At 62.9% G+C, this 16,884-nt stretch carries 14 protein-coding genes; 12 read left to right on the plus strand and 2 right to left on the minus strand.

What is annotated here, in order from left to right; all coding sequences use genetic code 11:
* Window positions 1-187 precede the first annotated feature (187 nt).
* The 5 genes from PCE31106_RS03820 (at window position 188) to PCE31106_RS03840 (ending at window position 7,234) form a co-directional block, all read left to right on the plus strand.
* Window positions 188-781, plus strand: a complete 594-nt coding sequence (locus tag PCE31106_RS03820) for a TetR/AcrR family transcriptional regulator (RefSeq protein ID WP_017235629.1) — start codon at window positions 188-190, stop codon at window positions 779-781.
* A 48-nt stretch (window positions 782-829) separates the two neighbouring features.
* Window positions 830-2,617: an acyl-CoA dehydrogenase C-terminal domain-containing protein gene (locus PCE31106_RS03825; protein ID WP_150551580.1), complete on the plus strand. Its 1,788-nt coding sequence runs from the start codon at window positions 830-832 to the stop codon at window positions 2,615-2,617.
* A gap of 17 nt (window positions 2,618-2,634) precedes the next feature.
* Window positions 2,635-5,079, plus strand: coding sequence for a 3-hydroxyacyl-CoA dehydrogenase/enoyl-CoA hydratase family protein (locus tag PCE31106_RS03830; RefSeq protein ID WP_150562440.1), 2,445 nt, complete (start codon window positions 2,635-2,637; stop codon window positions 5,077-5,079).
* Window positions 5,080-5,096: 17 nt separating this feature from the next.
* Window positions 5,097-6,296, plus strand: coding sequence for an acetyl-CoA C-acyltransferase (locus PCE31106_RS03835; protein ID WP_130024952.1), 1,200 nt, complete (start codon window positions 5,097-5,099; stop codon window positions 6,294-6,296).
* Between the two features lie 170 nt (window positions 6,297-6,466).
* Window positions 6,467-7,234 carry an enoyl-CoA hydratase gene (locus PCE31106_RS03840; RefSeq protein WP_150562441.1) on the plus strand — a complete coding sequence of 256 codons (768 nt, stop codon included), beginning with the start codon at window positions 6,467-6,469 and terminating at the stop codon, window positions 7,232-7,234.
* 100 nt (window positions 7,235-7,334) lie between these two features.
* On the opposite strand, the gene PCE31106_RS03845 is transcribed toward PCE31106_RS03840, so the two are convergent.
* Window positions 7,335-7,754, minus strand: a complete 420-nt coding sequence (locus PCE31106_RS03845; protein WP_017235634.1) for an acyl-CoA thioesterase — start codon at window positions 7,752-7,754, stop codon at window positions 7,335-7,337.
* 212 nt (window positions 7,755-7,966) lie between these two features.
* On the opposite strand from PCE31106_RS03845, the gene PCE31106_RS03850 reads away from it, so the two are divergent.
* The 7 genes from PCE31106_RS03850 (at window position 7,967) to PCE31106_RS03880 (ending at window position 15,794) form a co-directional block, all read left to right on the plus strand.
* Window positions 7,967-9,871 carry an ABCB family ABC transporter ATP-binding protein/permease gene (locus PCE31106_RS03850; protein ID WP_150562442.1) on the plus strand — a complete coding sequence of 635 codons (1,905 nt, stop codon included), beginning with the start codon at window positions 7,967-7,969 and terminating at the stop codon, window positions 9,869-9,871.
* A 145-nt stretch (window positions 9,872-10,016) separates the two neighbouring features.
* Window positions 10,017-10,973 (plus strand): LysR family transcriptional regulator, encoded by a 957-nt coding sequence (locus PCE31106_RS03855; RefSeq protein WP_150562443.1) that lies wholly within the window; start codon window positions 10,017-10,019, stop codon window positions 10,971-10,973.
* A 209-nt stretch (window positions 10,974-11,182) separates the two neighbouring features.
* On the plus strand, window positions 11,183-12,469 hold the full coding sequence (locus PCE31106_RS03860) for a Glu/Leu/Phe/Val family dehydrogenase (RefSeq protein ID WP_017235637.1): 1,287 nt from the start codon (window positions 11,183-11,185) through the stop codon (window positions 12,467-12,469).
* A 164-nt stretch (window positions 12,470-12,633) separates the two neighbouring features.
* Window positions 12,634-13,542, plus strand: a complete 909-nt coding sequence (locus PCE31106_RS03865) for a glutamate/aspartate ABC transporter substrate-binding protein (RefSeq protein ID WP_150562444.1) — start codon at window positions 12,634-12,636, stop codon at window positions 13,540-13,542.
* Window positions 13,543-13,651: 109 nt separating this feature from the next.
* Window positions 13,652-14,392, plus strand: a complete 741-nt coding sequence (locus tag PCE31106_RS03870; protein ID WP_017235640.1) for an amino acid ABC transporter permease — start codon at window positions 13,652-13,654, stop codon at window positions 14,390-14,392.
* Window positions 14,392-15,072 (plus strand): glutamate/aspartate ABC transporter permease GltK, encoded by a 681-nt coding sequence (gene gltK / locus PCE31106_RS03875; protein WP_017235641.1) that lies wholly within the window; start codon window positions 14,392-14,394, stop codon window positions 15,070-15,072. Before PCE31106_RS03870 ends, gltK begins: the two co-directional genes overlap by 1 nt.
* Window positions 15,069-15,794, plus strand: a complete 726-nt coding sequence (locus tag PCE31106_RS03880; protein ID WP_017235642.1) for an amino acid ABC transporter ATP-binding protein — start codon at window positions 15,069-15,071, stop codon at window positions 15,792-15,794. The genes gltK and PCE31106_RS03880 overlap by 4 nt, the downstream gene beginning before the upstream one ends.
* Before the next feature lie 74 nt (window positions 15,795-15,868).
* On the opposite strand, the gene PCE31106_RS03885 is transcribed toward PCE31106_RS03880, so the two are convergent.
* Window positions 15,869-16,699 carry a class II glutamine amidotransferase gene (locus PCE31106_RS03885; RefSeq protein WP_017235643.1) on the minus strand — a complete coding sequence of 277 codons (831 nt, stop codon included), beginning with the start codon at window positions 16,697-16,699 and terminating at the stop codon, window positions 15,869-15,871.
* Window positions 16,700-16,884: the final 185 nt, after the last annotated feature.

Genomic DNA, 16,884 nt, shown 5'->3' on the forward strand with positions numbered 1-16,884 from the left:
ATCCGCCGTTGCTCATGGCTCTCGGCCCTGTGCCGACGTCGCCGAACCCCGCCCTCCGACGGCTACCGATTAGGTATTCCGATCTAATAAATTCCTTGTTCGCCCATGGGTGTCCCCCAATAATAGGACGGCCGTTCGATTTTTTGGTTAGCATCGGAGAACGGATAACCAAAGCGATGCCAAACATATGCGAAAGGGTGAACAGACACGAGCCGCCATCCTGAATGCCGCGCTGGAACTTGCGGGGCGCGATGGACTTGAGGGGCTGACGATCGGCTTGCTGGCTGATCGTATGCAGATGAGCAAGAGCGGCGTCTTCGCGCATTTCGGTTCGCGCGAGGACTTGCAGATTGAAGTGCTGCGCGAGTATCACCGGCGTTTCGAGGACGAGGTGTTCGCCCCCGGGATGGAAGCCCCGCGCGGCCTGCCGCGACTCAGGGCGCTGGTGGATCGCTGGATGGACAAGCGCATTCGCGAGGTGACGACGGGCTGTATCTATATCAGCGGTGCCGTCGAGTACGACGATCGCGCGGCCAGTCCGGTGCGCGAGGCCTTGGTGAAGAGCGTGCGGTTGTGGCGATCGGCCCTGCTGCGCGCGATCACGCAAGCGAAGGAGGAGGGGCATTTGCGTGCGGACACCGATCCGCGTCTGATGCTCTTTGAAATGTACAGCCTGACACTTGGCTTGCATCACGACGCGCGGTTCCTCCGGGAGCCGGGGGCCGTCGAGATGACCCGGGTGGCGCTGGAAAAACTGATTTCGTCTTATCAGCGCGGGTGAGGCGCGAGCCGTCCGCGATTCAATTCGATTTGTTCGGAGGAGTAGGTCATGGGACAGTACAACGCGCCGCTGCGCGACATGCAATTCGTTTTGCACGAACTGCTGGGCGTGGAAAACGAATTGAAGGCATTGCCGAAACACGCGGACATCGATGCCGACACCATCAACCAGGTGCTCGAAGAGGCCGGCAAGTTCTGCAGCGAAGTCGTCTTCCCGCTGAATCAGGTGGGTGATCGCGAGGGCTGCAAGTACGAAGGCGATGGCGTCGTCACGACGCCGACCGGCTTCAAGCAGGCCTATCAGCAATACGTCGAGGCCGGCTGGCCCTCGCTGGCGTGCGACCCCGCGTTCGGAGGCCAAGGGCTGCCGCAGGTCGTCAACAACGCCCTGTATGAAATGCTCAACTCCGCCAACCAGGCCTGGACGATGTATCCCGGCCTGTCGCACGGCGCTTACGAGTGCCTGCATGCGCATGGCACGCCTGAGCAGCAATCCACCTATCTGCCGAAGATCGTATCGGGCGAATGGACCGGTACGATGTGCCTGACCGAGCCGCACTGCGGCACCGACCTGGGCATGCTGCGCACGAAGGCCGAGCCGAATGGCGACGGCTCGTACGCCATCTCCGGCACCAAGATCTTCATCTCCGCCGGCGAGCACGACATGGCCGCCAACATCGTCCACCTTGTGCTGGCCCGCCTGCCGGACGCGCCGCCGGGAACGAAGGGTATCTCGCTGTTCGTTGTGCCGAAGTTCATCCCCGACGCGAATGGCGCACCGGGTGAGCGCAACGGCATCAAGTGCGGCTCGATCGAGCACAAGATGGGCATTCACGGCAATGCCACCTGCGTGATGAACCTCGACGGCGCGCGCGGCTGGCTCGTTGGCGAACCGAACAAGGGCCTCAATGCCATGTTCGTGATGATGAACGCCGCGCGTCAGGGCGTGGGCATGCAGGGCATGGGCCTGACGGAAGTCGCCTACCAGAACTCGTTGGTGTACGCGAAGGAGCGCATTCAGATGCGCTCGCTCACCGGCCCGAAGGCGCCGGACAAGCCGGCGGATCCGATCATCGTGCATCCGGACGTGCGCCGCATGCTGCTCACGCAGAAAGCCTATGTGGAAGGCGGTCGCGCGTTCTCTTACTGGACCGCGCTGCACATCGACAAGGAGCTGTCGCACGGTGACGAAGCCGAGCGTCGTGAAGCCGCCGATCTGGTCGCGCTGCTCACGCCGATCATCAAGGCCTTCCTGACCGACAACGCGTTCGAGTGCACCAACCATGCGATGCAGATTTACGGCGGCCACGGCTTCATCTCCGAGTGGGGCATGGAGCAGTATGTGCGCGACGCACGCATCAACATGATCTACGAGGGCACGAACTCGATTCAGGCGCTCGACCTGTTGGGCCGCAAGGTGCTCGGCGACATGGGGGCGAAGCTCAAGAAGTTCGGCAAGCTCGTGCAGGACTTCGTCGAGGCCGAAGGCACGAAGGAAGAAATGCAGGAGTTCGTCAATCCCCTCGCGGACATCGGCGACAAGGTGCAGAAGCTGACGATGGAAATCGGCATGAAGGCCATGGCCAATCCAGACGAAGTGGGCGCCGCCTCGGTGCCGTATCAGCGCGTGGTCGGCCATCTCGTGTTCGCTTACTTCTGGGCACGCATGGCGCGCATCGCGCTTGACAAGCAAGGCAGCGGCGACAAGTTCTACGAATCGAAGCTCGCCACGGCGCGTTTCTATTTCGCCAAGTTGCTGCCGGAGACCGCGTCGCAAATCCGCATGGCCCGTGCCGGTGCGAAGACGCTGATGGAAGTCGACGTCGACCTGTTCTGAGAGCGGAGGAGATCACCGTGAGCCAAACCAACAAACCCCTGGTCGTACGCAAGGTCGCTGTGCTGGGCGCCGGCGTGATGGGTGCGCAGATTGCCGCGCACCTCGTCAATGCGAAAGTGCCCGTCGTGCTGTTCGATCTGCCGGCCAAGGAAGGCCCGAAGAATGGCATCGTCCTGCGTGCCATCGACGGCCTGAAGAAGCTGAGCCCCGCGCCATTCGCCGACAAGGCCGACGCCCAATACATCGAAGCGGCGAATTACGAGGACGACCTTGCAACCCTCGCCGGCTGCGACGTGGTGATCGAAGCGATCGCCGAGCGCATGGACTGGAAGCATGACCTGTACAAGAAGGTCGCGCCGCATCTGGCCAAGCACGCAATTTTCGCGTCGAATACGTCGGGCCTGTCGATCACTGAACTCTCGGAAGGCTTCGATGCCGATCTGAAGTCGCGCTTCTGCGGCGTGCACTTCTTCAATCCCCCGCGCTATATGCATCTGGTCGAATTGATCCCGACCGCCACCACGGCGCCGGAGATTCTCGACCAACTCGAAACGTTCCTCACGTCCACGCTCGGCAAGGGCGTGGTGCGCGCGAAGGATACGCCGAACTTCATCGCCAACCGCGTGGGCGTGTTCTCGATTCTGGCGGTGTTCGCCGAAGCGCAGAAGTATGGCATTCCGTTCGATGTGGTCGATGACCTGACCGGCAGCAAGCTGGGTCGTGCCAAGTCGGCCACGTTCCGCACGGCCGACGTGGTCGGTCTGGACACGATGGCGCACGTGATCAAGACGATGCAGGACGGCCTCAAGGACGACCCGTTCGCCCCGACGTATGCCACGCCGCCGGTGCTCAAGGCACTCGTCGAAAAGGGCGCGCTGGGTCAGAAGACGGGTGCGGGTTTCTACAAGAAGGAAGGCAAGGTCATCAAGGTGCTCGACCCGCAATCGGGCGAGTATGTCGAATCGGGCAAGAAGGCCGATGAGATGGTCGTGCGCATTCTGAAGAAAGCGCCGGCCGAGCGTCTGCGTCTGCTGCGCGAATCGACGAACCCGCAGGCACAGTTCCTGTGGGCGGTGTTCCGCGATGTGTTCCATTACATCGGTGTGTATCTCGAGCAGATCGCCGACAACGCACGTGAAGTGGACTTCGCCATTCGCTGGGGCTTCGGCTGGAGCACCGGTCCGTTCGAGGACTGGCAGGCTGCGGGCTGGAAGGACATTGCGCAGTGGGTGCAGGAAGACATCGACGCCGGTCAGGCGCTCTCGAGCGCGCCGCTGCCCAAGTGGGTGACGAGCGGCAAGGTCGCCGAGGCGGGCGGTGTGCACACGGCGGCGGGCTCGTATGCGCCGGCCAAAGATGCGTTTGTTCCGCGCAGCACGCTGCCGGTGTATCAGCGTCAGGTCTTCCCGGCCTCGCTCGTGGGCGACGCCAGCGCCGACCCGCGCAAGTTCGGCAAGACCATCGAGGAGAACGACGCCGTGCGCCTGTGGGTCGACGAGACCCCGGGGCAGGACGACGTGCTTATCGTCTCGTTCAAGTCGAAGATGAACACCATCGGGCCGGCCGTCATCGACGGGCTGACCCGCGCGATCGATCTGGCCGAGCAGCACTATCGCGGTGTGGTCGTATGGCAGCCCACGTCGCTCAAACTCGGTGCGCCGGGTGGTCCGTTCTCTGCCGGCGCCGATCTCGAAGCGGCCATGCCCGCGTTCATGATGGGCGGGGCGAAGGGTATCGAGCCGTTCATCAAGAAGTTCCAGGACGGCATGATGCGTGTGAAGTACGCGCAGGTGCCCGTCGTCTCGGCCGTCTCCGGCATTGCGCTGGGCGGCGGGTGCGAGCTGTTGCTGCATAGCGCGAAGCGCGTGGCGGCGCTCGAGAGCTACATCGGTCTCGTGGAAGTCGGTGTCGGGCTGGTGCCGGGCGGCGGCGGCCTGAAGGAAGCGGCGATCCGCGCAGCGGAAGCCGCGAGTGCCGCGGGGAGCGTGCAGTATCTCCAGTTCGTGACCAAGTCGTTCACCAACGCGGCGATGGCGAAGGTCTCGGCCTCGGCGCTCGACGCCCGCGACATGGGCTATCTGAAGCCGACGGACACCATCGTGTACAACGTGCACGAACTGCTGTCGGTCGCCCGTAACGAGGCGCGCGCGCTGGCCATTGCCGGCTATCGTCCGCCGCTCAAGCCGGCTGGCATTCCTGTCGCCGGTCGCTCGGGGATCTCGACCATCAAGGCGTCGCTCGTGAATATGCGAGACGGCAACTTCATCTCGGCGCACGACTTCCTCATCGCCTCGCGCATCGCCGAAGCCGTGTGCGGCGGCGACGTGGAGGCCGGCAGCCTCGTGAACGAAGAATGGCTGCTGGCGCTCGAGCGTCGCGCCTTCATCGAACTGCTGGGCACGTCGAAGACCCAGGAACGCATCATGGGCATGCTGCAATCCGGCAAGCCGGTGCGCAACTAAGCCGATCGGAGACTGACATGAGCAAACAACTGCAAGACGCCTACATCGTTGCCGCCACGCGCGCGCCGATCGGCAAGGCACCCAAGGGCAGCTACAAGAACACGCGTCCGGACGACCTGCTCGCGACCATTCTCAAGAGCGCGCTCGCGCAGGTGCCGGATCTCGATCCGAAGGTCATCGAAGACGCCATCATCGGCTGTGCCATTCCCGAAGCCCAGCAGGGCCTGAACGTGGCGCGTATCGGCGCGCTGCTCTCGGGTCTGCCGAACACGGTGGGCGGGGTGACCGTCAACCGCTTCTGCGCCTCGGGCCTCACGGCGCTCGCGATGGCGGCGGACCGCATTCGTGTGGGCGAAGCCGACGCAATGTTCGCCGGGGGTATCGAGAGCATGAGCATGGTGCCGATGATGGGCAACACGCCGTCGCTCTCGCCGTCGATCTTCGAGCGCGACGAGAACGTGGGCATCGCGTACGGCATGGGGCTGACCGCCGAGAAGGTGGCGCAGCAGTGGGGCGTGACGCGCGACGCGCAGGACGCCTTCGCGCTGGCCTCGCACCAGAAGGCGATCCAGGCGCAACAGGCAGGTGAATTCACGAACGAGATCACGCCGATCGAGATCGTCGAACGCTTCCCGAATCTGGCCACCGGCGAAGTGTCGATCAAGACGCGCACGCTGTCGCTCGACGAAGGCCCACGGCCGGATACGTCGATCGAAGGGCTGGGCAAACTGCGTCCGGTGTTCGCGAACAAGGGGTCGGTCACGGCCGGCAACAGTTCGCAGACGTCGGATGGTGCCGGCGCGCTGCTCGTCGTGAGCGAGAAGATTCTCAAGCAGTTCAACCTCACGCCGCTCGCCCGTTTCGTGTCGTTCGCCGTGCGCGGCGTGCCGCCCGAGATCATGGGTATCGGTCCGAAGGAGGCGATTCCCGCGGCTCTGCGCGCGGCGGGCCTGTCGCAGCAGGACATGGACTGGATCGAACTGAACGAGGCGTTTGCCGCGCAGGCCCTTGCCGTCATCAAGGATCTGGATCTCGATACCCGCAAGGTCAACCCGATGGGCGGCGCCATCGCGCTGGGCCACCCGCTGGGCGCGACCGGTGCGATCCGCGCCGCGACCGTGGTGCACGCGCTGCGCCGTCACAACCTGAAGTACGGGATGGTGACCATGTGCGTGGGGACCGGCATGGGCGCGGCGGGGATTCTCGAGCGCATGTAAGCGGGCGTGCCGTAGGCCCTCGGCTGGCAATCGTCAGACATGCGGCGTACGACGGCCCAGGGCGCCGGGGTGCGGTTTCGCAACAGCGCGACCGCCCCCGGCGTTCTCATCTACGGCGGGCAGTGACCCGGCGTCGCCAGAGGCCCGGAACATCCGAGGAGACACACGAGATGGAAGACGTATTGGTGCATCGCCAGGGCGCGGTGCAAGTGCTGACCTTCAACCGCGCGCACAAGAAGAATGCGATTACCGCCGCGATGTATCAGGCAATGGCCGAAGGCATTGCCGAGGCGGAGGCCGATCCGTCGTTGCGCGTGATCCTGATCCAGGGGCAGCCGGAGGCCTTTTCGGCGGGCAACGATCTCGAAGACTTCCTGAAAAACCCGCCGAAGGACGACGACGCCCCCGTGTTCCAGTTCCTGCGTGCGATCAGCCAGGCGACCAAACCCATTGTCGCGGCCGTGGCGGGCAATGCGGTCGGCGTCGGCACGACGCTGCTGCTGCACTGCGATGTCGTGTATGCCACGCAAACCGCTCGCTTCTCGCTGCCGTTTTCGCAACTGGCGTTGTGTCCGGAGGCGGCGTCGAGCTGGCTGCTGCCGCGCGTGGCGGGCTACCAGCGTGCCGCCGAGAAGCTGCTTTTCGGCGAGCCGTTCGACGTGAACGAGGCTGTTGCGATGGGCTTCGTCAACCGTGCTGTGCCGGCGGACGAACTGGCCGACTACGCCGCGAAGCGTGCCGCGCAACTCGCGGCCATGCCGGCGGCGTCGCTGCGCGTGACCAAGCAGTTGATGAAGGGCGACAGCGCGCAAGCGGTGCAGTCGCGTATTCGCGACGAGGCGTTGGAGTTCGGCAAACGGCTCGTCTCTCCGGAAGCGCGTGAGGCGTTCACGGCGTTCTTCGAGAAGCGCAAGCCGGATTTCAGTCAGTTTTCATAACGCCCCCGCCGTCGCCGGGAAGACTCGGCGGCACAGCAGGCGCATCAACGCCGCACGCCTCATTCTGCGAGGCGGCGGCGTTTTTTTCATTGGCGGACGCTCAACTCGCCGTGTCGAGCTTGGGCAGCGGGCGCGGACGGCGATCTTCGTCGGTCGCCACGTAGGTGACCATCGCCTCGGTGACCTTGACGATCTCGTGCGACAGGCGCATGCGTTGCGCATAGGCCTCGACGTAGACGGTGATCGACGTATTGCCGGTCTTCACGATCGTCGCGTAAAAGCTCAGCAGGTCGCCCACGAACACCGGCTCCTTGAACAGGAACGAGTTGACGGCAATGGTCGCCACGCGACCGTTGGCGCGCTGTGCGGCGGGGATCGAGCCGGCAATGTCGACCTGCGACATGATCCAGCCGCCGAATACGTCGCCGTGGGCGTTTGCGTCGGCGGGCATCGGCAGCACGCGCAACGCCAGTTCTTTTTCTTCGGGCAGGGCCGTGAGGGCAGCAGTCGAGGTACTCATGAGGATCCTTGCGTGAGCCGGGAAGACTGCGAAAGTCGGAAGCCGCGAGAACGACGGCGACGGCACGCCGCCGCCGGTCCTGCTTCGGGTTTCCACGGGCGGAAGAGCCGCCCGGCGTCGGCTCAGCATGAGACGCCGGGTTCTGCGAAAATACGCCATCGACGATTTTAGCGGAAAGCCCTCGAACGAGCCGGACGCCGCCCCTCCCCATCATGAGACGTTATTCTTCGGCCGAGCCTGCACCGACGGCCTCCGACGCCGCTCGCCCCCCCCGCGGCGACTGGCAAGTCATCAAATCGCTGTTCCCGTATCTGCTCGAATTCCGCGGACGCGTCACGCTGGCGCTGTCGTGCCTCGTCATGGCGAAGGTGGCCAACCTCGGCGTGCCCATCATCATGAAGCACATCGTCGACGGGCTCGGCCCCGTGGCGACCTTCTCCGCCACGGCGCGCGCATCGGGCGATGCGAGCCTGATCGTCGTGGGCGGGCTCGGTCTGCTGGTCGTGGCATACGGGATAGTGCGCCTGTCCACGTCGCTCTTCACCGAACTGCGGGAAATGTTGTTCTCGAAGGTGACGGAAAGCGCGGTGCGAAAAATCGCGCTCAAGGTGTTTCGCCATTTGCACGCGCTGTCGCTGCGCTTTCACCTGGAGCGTCAGACGGGCGGCATGAGTCGCGACATCGAGCGCGGCACGCGGGGCATCCAGTCGATGATCTCGTACTCGCTCTACAGCATTCTGCCCACGCTCATCGAGGTGGCGCTCGTGCTCGGCTTCTTCGTCGTGCGCTACGACGCGTTTTACGCCATCGTCACGCTCGTGGCACTGTCGTTCTACATCGTGTTCACGGTGAAAGTCACGGAGTGGCGCACGCATTTTCGTCGCACCATGAACGAACTCGACTCGAAAGCCAACGCGCGCGCGATCGATTCGCTGATCAACTACGAGACGGTGAAGTATTTCGGCAACGAGGCGTTCGAGACGCAGCGTTACGACGAGAACCTCAAGCGCTATCGCGCCGCGGCGATTCGGTCGCAGAACTCGCTCTCGGTGCTGAATTTCGGACAGCAGGCGATCATCGCGACCGGACTCATCCTGATTCTCTGGCATGCCACCCAAGGCGTGATGAGTGGCCGCATGACGCTCGGCGACCTGGTGCTCGTCAACACCTTCATGCTGCAACTCTACATTCCGCTGAATTTCCTCGGCGTGATCTATCGCGAACTCAAACAGGCGATGACCGACATGGATCGCATGTTCACGTTGCTCGACGTGAATCGCGAAGTCGCCGATCCGCCGGGTGCGGCGCCGCTCGTCTGTCATGGCGGCACCGTGCGTTTCGAGCACGTAAATTTCGGGTACGAGGCGTCGCGCCAGATTCTGCACGACGTCGATTTCACCGTGGCGGCGGGCACGACCACGGCTGTCGTCGGGCACAGCGGCTCGGGTAAATCGACGCTCTCACGCCTGCTGTTCCGCTTCTACGACGTCGGCTTCCCCGGCGCGGCGGCGGGGCGCATCACCATCGACGGGCAGGACATTCGCGACGTCACGCAGGACTCGCTGCGAGCGGCCATCGGTATCGTGCCGCAGGACACCGTGCTGTTCAACGACACGATCTACTACAACATCGCGTACGGCAATCCGTCGGCGTCGCGCGAGCAGGTCATCGCCGCGGCCCGTGCGGCGCATATCCACGACTTCATCGAGAGCCTGCCGGCCGGCTATGAGTCGATGGTCGGCGAGCGCGGGCTCAAGCTCTCCGGCGGCGAGAAGCAGCGTGTGGCGATTGCGCGGACCCTTCTCAAGAATCCGCACATTCTGATTTTCGACGAGGCGACCTCGGCGCTGGACTCGCGCTCCGAGCAGGCGATTCAGGCGGAATTGCGCAACATCGCCCGTGAACGCACGACGCTTGTCATCGCGCACCGCCTCTCGACGGTCGTGCACGCCGCGCAGATCATCGTGCTCGACAAGGGCCGCATCGTGGAGCGCGGCACGCACGACGACCTGCTGCGTGCCGAAGGACTTTACGCGCAGATGTGGGCGTTGCAACAGCAGCGTCGCGACGGGGAGGGCGATGCCGAGGCGTCGCACTTCGCCACGGTGGTGTCCTGAGGGGGCGTGGCGACTCGGCCGTCGGGCGGAAGGCAGGACGGTTGGGCCGTTGGGCGGTTGGGCGACTGGCGCGGACGCGGGCCTGTGCGCCGGCCGGACGATTGAGTAGACTAGCGCGCTGACATCGCCGACGCGGGAGTGCCGCATGGAAATCAAATGGCTCGAGGACTTCGTGTCGCTCGCCAAGACGAACAGTTTCAGTCGTTCGGCCGAGTTGCGCCATGTGACGCAGCCGGCGTTCTCGCGCCGGATTCAGTCGCTCGAAGCGTGGCTTGGCAGCGAACTGATCGACCGATCGAGCTATCCCACGCGCCTCACCGCGGCCGGCGAAGTGTTCTATGAGCAGGCGCTGGCATTGCTCTCGCAAGCGCAGGAGGCGCGCGCCTTGCTGCGCGAACAGCGCTCGGCCGACCATTCGGTGCTCGATTTCGCCGTGCCACACACGCTGTCGATGACGTTCTTCCCGCGGTGGCTCAAGGCGCTGGAGAAGCGTCTGGGCCTGTTGCGCAGCCGTTTGCGTGCGCTCAACGTGCACGACGCGGCGATGTCGCTGACCGATGGAGGCTGCGATCTCCTGATGTGCTACTACCATCCGAGCCAGCCCTTGCAACTCGATGCGGCGCGCTACGAGATGATCGTGCTCGGCAGCGAGCGGTTCAGCCCCTACAGCGCCCCGACGCCGCAAAAGCGCGCCCGCTTCAAGCTGCCTGGCACGCCAGACGCGCCGGTGCCCTACCTCGCCTACACGGCGAATGCCTATCTCGGCCGGATGACCGATCTGCTCGCCGGCGACGCGTCGAGCCGGCTGCATCTGGACAAGGTGTACGAGACGGACATGGCCGAGGCGCTCAAGGCCATGGTGCTCGCCGGACACGGTGTGGCCTTTCTGCCGGAAAGCGCCGTGATCGATTCGGTCGCGCGCGGCGAGTTGGTCGATCTCGCGCCCCCAGGCAAGGCGGGGGCCCCATGGCATCTGGACATGGAGATTCGCCTGTATCGCGACCGTCTGGCCTATACCGACGCCAGCAACCGGCGCGAGCTGACCAAGCGCGATGCGCTCGAGGCGTTCTGGCAAGCCGTGCGCGATCAGATCAAAGGCTGACCGGCGTGCGTGCCGGATCGGGGCGATGCGCGTCGATTCGCGGAATGTCGGGATGATTTCAGACGGGCGATAAAACTATGCAGGAAATGCATAGTTGCATGTTTATTCGGCATTGGATTGTTCTCGGGGGTTCTCGGTAAAGTGCCAGCCATTCGTGTCGCAAGCACGGTATGTGCGTGCGGCGCAGATTGAAGCCGGAGAATTCCATAATGTCGCAAACGTCACATATCTTGCCTTCTTACCTGCAGGCCGATGATCTCGGTCCGTGGGGCAACTACCTTCAACAGGTCGACCGCGTCACGCCTTACCTGGGCACGCTGTCGCGCTGGGTCGAAACCCTGAAGCGTCCCAAGCGCATCCTGATCGTCGACTGCCCGATCGAACTTGACAATGGCACCATCGCCCATTTCGAGGGCTATCGTGTCCAGCACAATACGTCGCGCGGCCCCGGCAAGGGCGGAGTGCGTTTTCACCAGGACGTCACGCTGTCCGAAGTCATGGCGCTGTCGGCCTGGATGTCGGTCAAGAACGCAGCGGTGAACGTGCCTTACGGCGGCGCCAAGGGCGGCATTCGTGTCGACCCGCGCAAGCTCTCGCGCGGCGAACTCGAGCGTCTGACGCGTCGTTACACCAGCGAAATCAACATCATCATCGGGCCGACGAAGGATATTCCGGCGCCGGACGTCAACACCAATGAGCAGATCATGGCGTGGATGATGGATACCTACTCGATGAACGAGGGGTCCACGGCCACCGGCGTGGTGACCGGCAAGCCGATTTCGCTGGGCGGCTCGCTGGGCCGTCGTGAAGCCACGGGCCGCGGCGTGTTCGTGGTGAGTTGCGAGGCGGCCCGCCGCCTGGGACTCGACGTGCGCGGCGCACGCGTGGTGGTGCAGGGCTTTGGCAACGTGGGGGGCATTGCCGCCCGTCTGTTCCACGAGGCGGGTGCACATGTCATCGGCGTGCAAGATCACACCGGTACGATCTACAAGTCCGACGGCCTCGACGTGCCGAACCTGCTCAAGCACGTGGCCGAAACCGGCGGCGTGGGCGGCTTCCCGGCGGCTGAGACCATCAAGGACGACGAATTCTGGTCGCTGGACTGCGAGTTCATGATTCCGGCGGCACTCGAAAACCAGATCACCGAGAAAAACGCCGACAAGATCCGCGCGAAGATCGTGGTCGAAGGGGCCAATGGCCCGACGACGACGGCGGCCGACGACATCTTGCGCAGCAAGAACATTCTTGTCGTGCCGGACGTGGTGGCCAACGCCGGCGGCGTGACGGTCTCGTACTTCGAGTGGGTGCAGGATTTCTCGAGCTTCTTCTGGACCGAGGAAGAAATCAACCACCGTCTGGAGCGCATCATGCGCGAAGCGTTCGATGGCGTGTGGCATGTGGCGCAGGAGCATAAGGTTTCGCTGCGTACTGCCGCATTCATCGTGGCGTGTACCCGTATTCTGCAAGCCCGTGAGATGCGCGGTCTGTACCCCTGATCAGGCGGTGCTGTCCGGCTAAGTAGTAATACGCAATAATGCGTAAAACAGAATGTTCGGGGCGATTTGCGTTAAGAAAGACGTACGTTCCGAACATTCGATAATAAAAAAATGGGCAAATGCGGTGCTAAAATGCATCTGTTTTTTGCCAAGGAGACTAAAGAATGACCCTCTCGAAAATTGCATTGGCGATGTGCTGTGTTGGCTTGATGGCAGGTGCTGCCCAGGCGCAGGAAAGCGGTACGCTCAAGAAAATCAAGGACACCGGCGTCATCTCGCTGGGTAACCGCGAATCCTCGATTCCGTTCTCGTTCTATGACAATAACCACAATGTCGTTGGCTATGCCAACGATGTGGCGATGGCCGTCGTGGCCGAAGTCAAGAAGGAACTCAAGCTGCCGAACCTGAAGGTCACGCAGACGCCGATCACGTCGCAGAACCGCATTCCGCTGGTTCAGAACGGCACGATCGACATGGAGTGCGGTTCGACCACGAACAACGCCGAGCGTCAGAAGCAGGCCGCGTTCTCGAACACGTTCTTCATCATCGGCACGCGTTTGCTGGCGAAGAACAGCTCGGGCATCAAGGACTTCGCCGACCTCAAGGGCAAGAACGTCGTGACCACGGCGGGCACGACCTCCGAGCGTCTGCTGCGCGAGATGAACCAGAAGGACAACATGGGCATGAACATCATCAGCGCCAAGGACCACGGAGAAGCCGCGATCACGCTGCACTCGGGCCGTGCCGTCGCGTTCATGATGGATGACGCCCTGCTCGCGGGCGAGCGCGCCAAGTTCAAGGACGCCAAGGACTACAGCATTGTCGGCAAGCCGCAATCGTATGAAGCCTACGGCTGCATGATGCGCAAGGACGATCCGGCCTTCAAGAAGCTGGTGGACAAGGCCGTTGCCGATTACCAGAAGTCGGGCCAGGCGCAGAAGGACTTCGCCAAGTGGTTCCAGCAGCCGATCGCTGCGCTGGGCGGCGTGAATATGGACTTTCCCCCGTCGGCCGAGATGGCCGCGCTGTGGAAGTCGCCGAACGACCACGCTGACGTTCAAGGCGCCAAGTAAGCCTCGCAGGCTTCACGAGTCGCCGAGCACCATCAGTGCGTAATGCCGAAGCGGAAGGAGCCAATCCTTCCGCTTCTTTTTAAGCAAGACAAGTAGAAAAGGGGAGATCATGGCTCTCGGTCTCGATTTCAGTTTTTTCTTCCAGCCTGTGGCAACGGGCGAGGGGACGACCTATTTCGGGTGGTTGCTCTCGGGCTTCAAGCTCACGCTTGAAGTTGGCCTCGGCGGCTGGATCATTGCGCTCATCGTGGGCTCCGTGCTCGGCGTGATGCGCACCATCCCCAACAAATGGATATCCGGCTTCGCGACGGCCTACGTCGAGTTGTTCCGGAACATCCCGTTGCTTATTCAGTTGTTTTTCTGGTACTACGTGGCGCCCGACTTCCTGCCGGAATCGGTTCGTACGTGGTTGTTCGCGCTTAATCCGGCGAGCGTCTCGCTGCTCACCGGCGTGATCGGCCTGGGGCTCTTTACGGCGGCCCGGGTGTGTGAGCAGGTGCGCTCCGGTATCAATTCCCTGCCCAAGGGCCAGAAGAGCGCCGGTCTGGCCATGGGGCTCACGCTCCCGCAGACGTACCGCTTCGTACTGCTGCCGGTGGCCTTCCGTGTGGTGATCCCGCCGGTCACCTCGGAATTCGTCAACATCTTCAAGAACTCGGCCGTGATCTCGACGGTGAACCTGCTCGAACTGACCGGGCAGGGCAAGCAGCTCATCGATTACACGGCGCATAGCTATGAGTCCTTCATTGCTGTGACGATCGCGTACATGATCATCAACGTCGCGGTGCTGGTGCTCATGCGCTTCATCGAAGCCAAGACCCGCCTGCCGGGCTACATCGGGGGCAAATAATGGGTGAGATCTTCGCATGGGGCGGCGCTATCGACGCGATGCCGCTGCTCGTCAAGGGCATGATCACCACGCTGCAGATCACGGTGCTCGCCGTGGTCGTGGGCATCCTCTGGGGCACGATTCTCGCGATGATGCGTCTGTCGGGCGTGACCGTGCTGAAATGGTTTGCGGATCTGTACGTGAACCTGTTCCGCTCGATTCCGCTGCTGATGGTGCTGCTGTGGTTCTTCCTGATCGTGCCGCAGGTGTTGCGTTCGGTGCTCGATGTGCCGCCGACCTGGGACATCCGGATGGTCTCGGCACTCGTCGCCTTCTCGCTGTTCGAAGCGGCGTATTATTCGGAAATCATTCGCGCGGGTATCCAGAGCGTATCGCGGGGCCAGATGTCCGCCGCCTACGCGCTGGGCATGTCGTACTGGCAGGCGATGGCGCTCGTGGTGCTGCCGCAGGCGTTCCGCAACATGGTGCCGTTGTTGCTGACCCAGGGCATCATTCTGTTCCAGGACACCTCGCTCGTATACGCGATCGCCTTGGCCGACTTCTTCGGCATGGCGTACCAGGTGGGCCAGCGTGACGGCACGTTGCCCGCAATGATTGTGTTTGCCGGAGCGGTCTACTTTGTGATCTGCTTCACGGTTTCGATGTCGGTTAAACGTCTTCAGAAGAGGTTGGCGAAATGATTACCCTTAAAAACGTCTCCAAGTGGTACGGCCAGTTCCAGGTGCTCACGGACTGCTCCACTGAAGTCAAGAAGGGTGAAGTCGTGGTGGTGTGCGGCCCGTCGGGTTCGGGCAAGTCCACGCTCATCAAGACCGTCAACGGTCTGGAGCCGATCCAGCAAGGCGAGATCATCGTCGATGGCACATCGGTCGCCGATCCGAAGACGAACCTGGCCAAGCTGCGCTCGCGCGTAGGCATGGTGTTCCAGCACTTCGAATTGTTCCCGCACCTGTCGATCACCGAAAACCTGACGCTCGCGCAGGTCAAGGTGCTCGGTCGCAGCAAGGACGCCGCCCGTGTCAAGGGCCTGAAGTTGCTGGAGCGCGTGGGCCTGACGGCGCATGCCCACAAGTTCCCGGGCCAGCTCTCGGGCGGTCAGCAGCAGCGCGTGGCCATCGCTCGCGCCCTGTGCATGGACCCGATCGCCATGCTGTTCGACGAGCCGACCTCGGCGCTCGACCCGGAAATGATCAACGAAGTGCTCGACGTGATGGTCGAATTGGCGCAGGAAGGCATGACCATGATGGTGGTCACGCACGAAATGGGCTTCGCCAAGAAGGTCGCGAACCGTGTGATCTTCATGGATCAAGGCATCATCGTCGAAGACGACAAGAAGGACGAGTTCTTCGCGAATCCGAAGTCGGACCGCGCCAAGGACTTCCTGGCCAAGATCCTGCACTGATCGTTGGTGCGGGTGGAATGAAAAAAGCGTGCCTTCGGGCACGCTTTTTTATGCTCGTCGGCGTCGTCGCGGGCTTACTGACAGGCAGTGTTCTGCTCGTTGCGCAGACGAACGGCTTCGGGAATCGGCACGACGGTGCGCAGCGACGGCCCCCCCTTCTCGAAAAGAATCAATTCACCCGGTGCGAAGGTCGTCCAGACTTCGTTGTCGGTGAGCGGTGCCGTGGCGATCACCGCCACGCGATCGGCCGGCGTCGTGAACTTGGAAAAATCGATTTCCCAGTCGGCGTCGATCAGATGCGCCTTCGTGAACGGCCACTGGCGGGCGATGAAGTGCAGCCGTGTCGAGCAGTGCGCGATCAGCGCCTGGCCGTTCGAGAGGACGAAGTTGAATACGCCGTGGCGCGTGATCGTGCGCGTAATGTCCTCGACCGCATGGAACAACTCGTCGAGTGGCGGTTGCGAACCGGGGAAGCGCTTGCGCAGGCCCTGCATGATGTCGCAGAAGGCGCGCTCGCTGTCGGTCGTCCCCACGGGCTGGTAGACGCCCGAGAGAAACGGATCGTAGTCGTGCAGATCGCCGTTGTGCGCGAAGATCCAGTGGCGTCCCCACAGCTCGCGTTGGAACGGGTGGCAGTTCTCCAGCTCAACGATGCCCTGTGTCGCTTTGCGGATATGCGCGATGACGTTCTTGGACTTGATCGGGTATTTCTTCACCAGCTCGGCGATGGGCGAGTTCGCGGCGGCCTGGTGATCGATGAACAACCGGCAGGCCTTGTCTTCGAAGAATGCAATGCCCCAGCCGTCCGCGTGGTGATCCGTACCGCCCCCACGCGCCGCGAAACCGGTAAATGAGAACGTGATGTCGGTCGGTTCCGCGCAATTCATTGCGAGCAGTTGGCACATGGGGCGGGTCAATCGAAGATGGGTTGCGCACGTCGTGTCGGAGCGCCGCAACCAGTACAATATGGGGTTGCACAAGCATAGCACTGGCCCCTGTGTACGTACATTGCCGCCCAATCGGTCCGTCGCGCCGACGCGTCACCGCGCGGCGACGGTCTCATGGGCTTGCCGTCTCCCCCAGCTCCCGG

The organism is Pandoraea cepalis (assembly GCF_902459665.1).
In the GTDB taxonomy this organism is placed as follows: domain Bacteria; phylum Pseudomonadota; class Gammaproteobacteria; order Burkholderiales; family Burkholderiaceae; genus Pandoraea; species Pandoraea cepalis.

Bases quoted from the DNA above. Each gene is read 5' to 3' on its own strand.
- PCE31106_RS03820 (WP_017235629.1), top strand. From the start codon at position 188: ATGCGAAAGGGTGAACAGACACGAGCCGCCATCCTGAATGCCGCGCTG.
- PCE31106_RS03825 (WP_150551580.1), top strand. From the start codon at position 830: ATGGGACAGTACAACGCGCCGCTGCGCGACATGCAATTCGTTTTGCAC.
- PCE31106_RS03835 (WP_130024952.1), top strand. From the start codon at position 5,097: ATGAGCAAACAACTGCAAGACGCCTACATCGTTGCCGCCACGCGCGCG.
- PCE31106_RS03840 (WP_150562441.1), top strand. From the start codon at position 6,467: ATGGAAGACGTATTGGTGCATCGCCAGGGCGCGGTGCAAGTGCTGACC.
- PCE31106_RS03845 (WP_017235634.1), bottom strand. From the start codon at position 7,754: ATGAGTACCTCGACTGCTGCCCTCACGGCCCTGCCCGAAGAAAAAGAA.
- PCE31106_RS03850 (WP_150562442.1), top strand. From the start codon at position 7,967: ATGAGACGTTATTCTTCGGCCGAGCCTGCACCGACGGCCTCCGACGCC.
- PCE31106_RS03855 (WP_150562443.1), top strand. From the start codon at position 10,017: ATGGAAATCAAATGGCTCGAGGACTTCGTGTCGCTCGCCAAGACGAAC.
- PCE31106_RS03860 (WP_017235637.1), top strand. From the start codon at position 11,183: ATGTCGCAAACGTCACATATCTTGCCTTCTTACCTGCAGGCCGATGAT.
- PCE31106_RS03865 (WP_150562444.1), top strand. From the start codon at position 12,634: ATGACCCTCTCGAAAATTGCATTGGCGATGTGCTGTGTTGGCTTGATG.
- PCE31106_RS03870 (WP_017235640.1), top strand. From the start codon at position 13,652: ATGGCTCTCGGTCTCGATTTCAGTTTTTTCTTCCAGCCTGTGGCAACG.
- gltK (WP_017235641.1), top strand. From the start codon at position 14,392: ATGGGTGAGATCTTCGCATGGGGCGGCGCTATCGACGCGATGCCGCTG.
- PCE31106_RS03880 (WP_017235642.1), top strand. From the start codon at position 15,069: ATGATTACCCTTAAAAACGTCTCCAAGTGGTACGGCCAGTTCCAGGTG.
- PCE31106_RS03885 (WP_017235643.1), bottom strand. From the start codon at position 16,699: ATGTGCCAACTGCTCGCAATGAATTGCGCGGAACCGACCGACATCACG.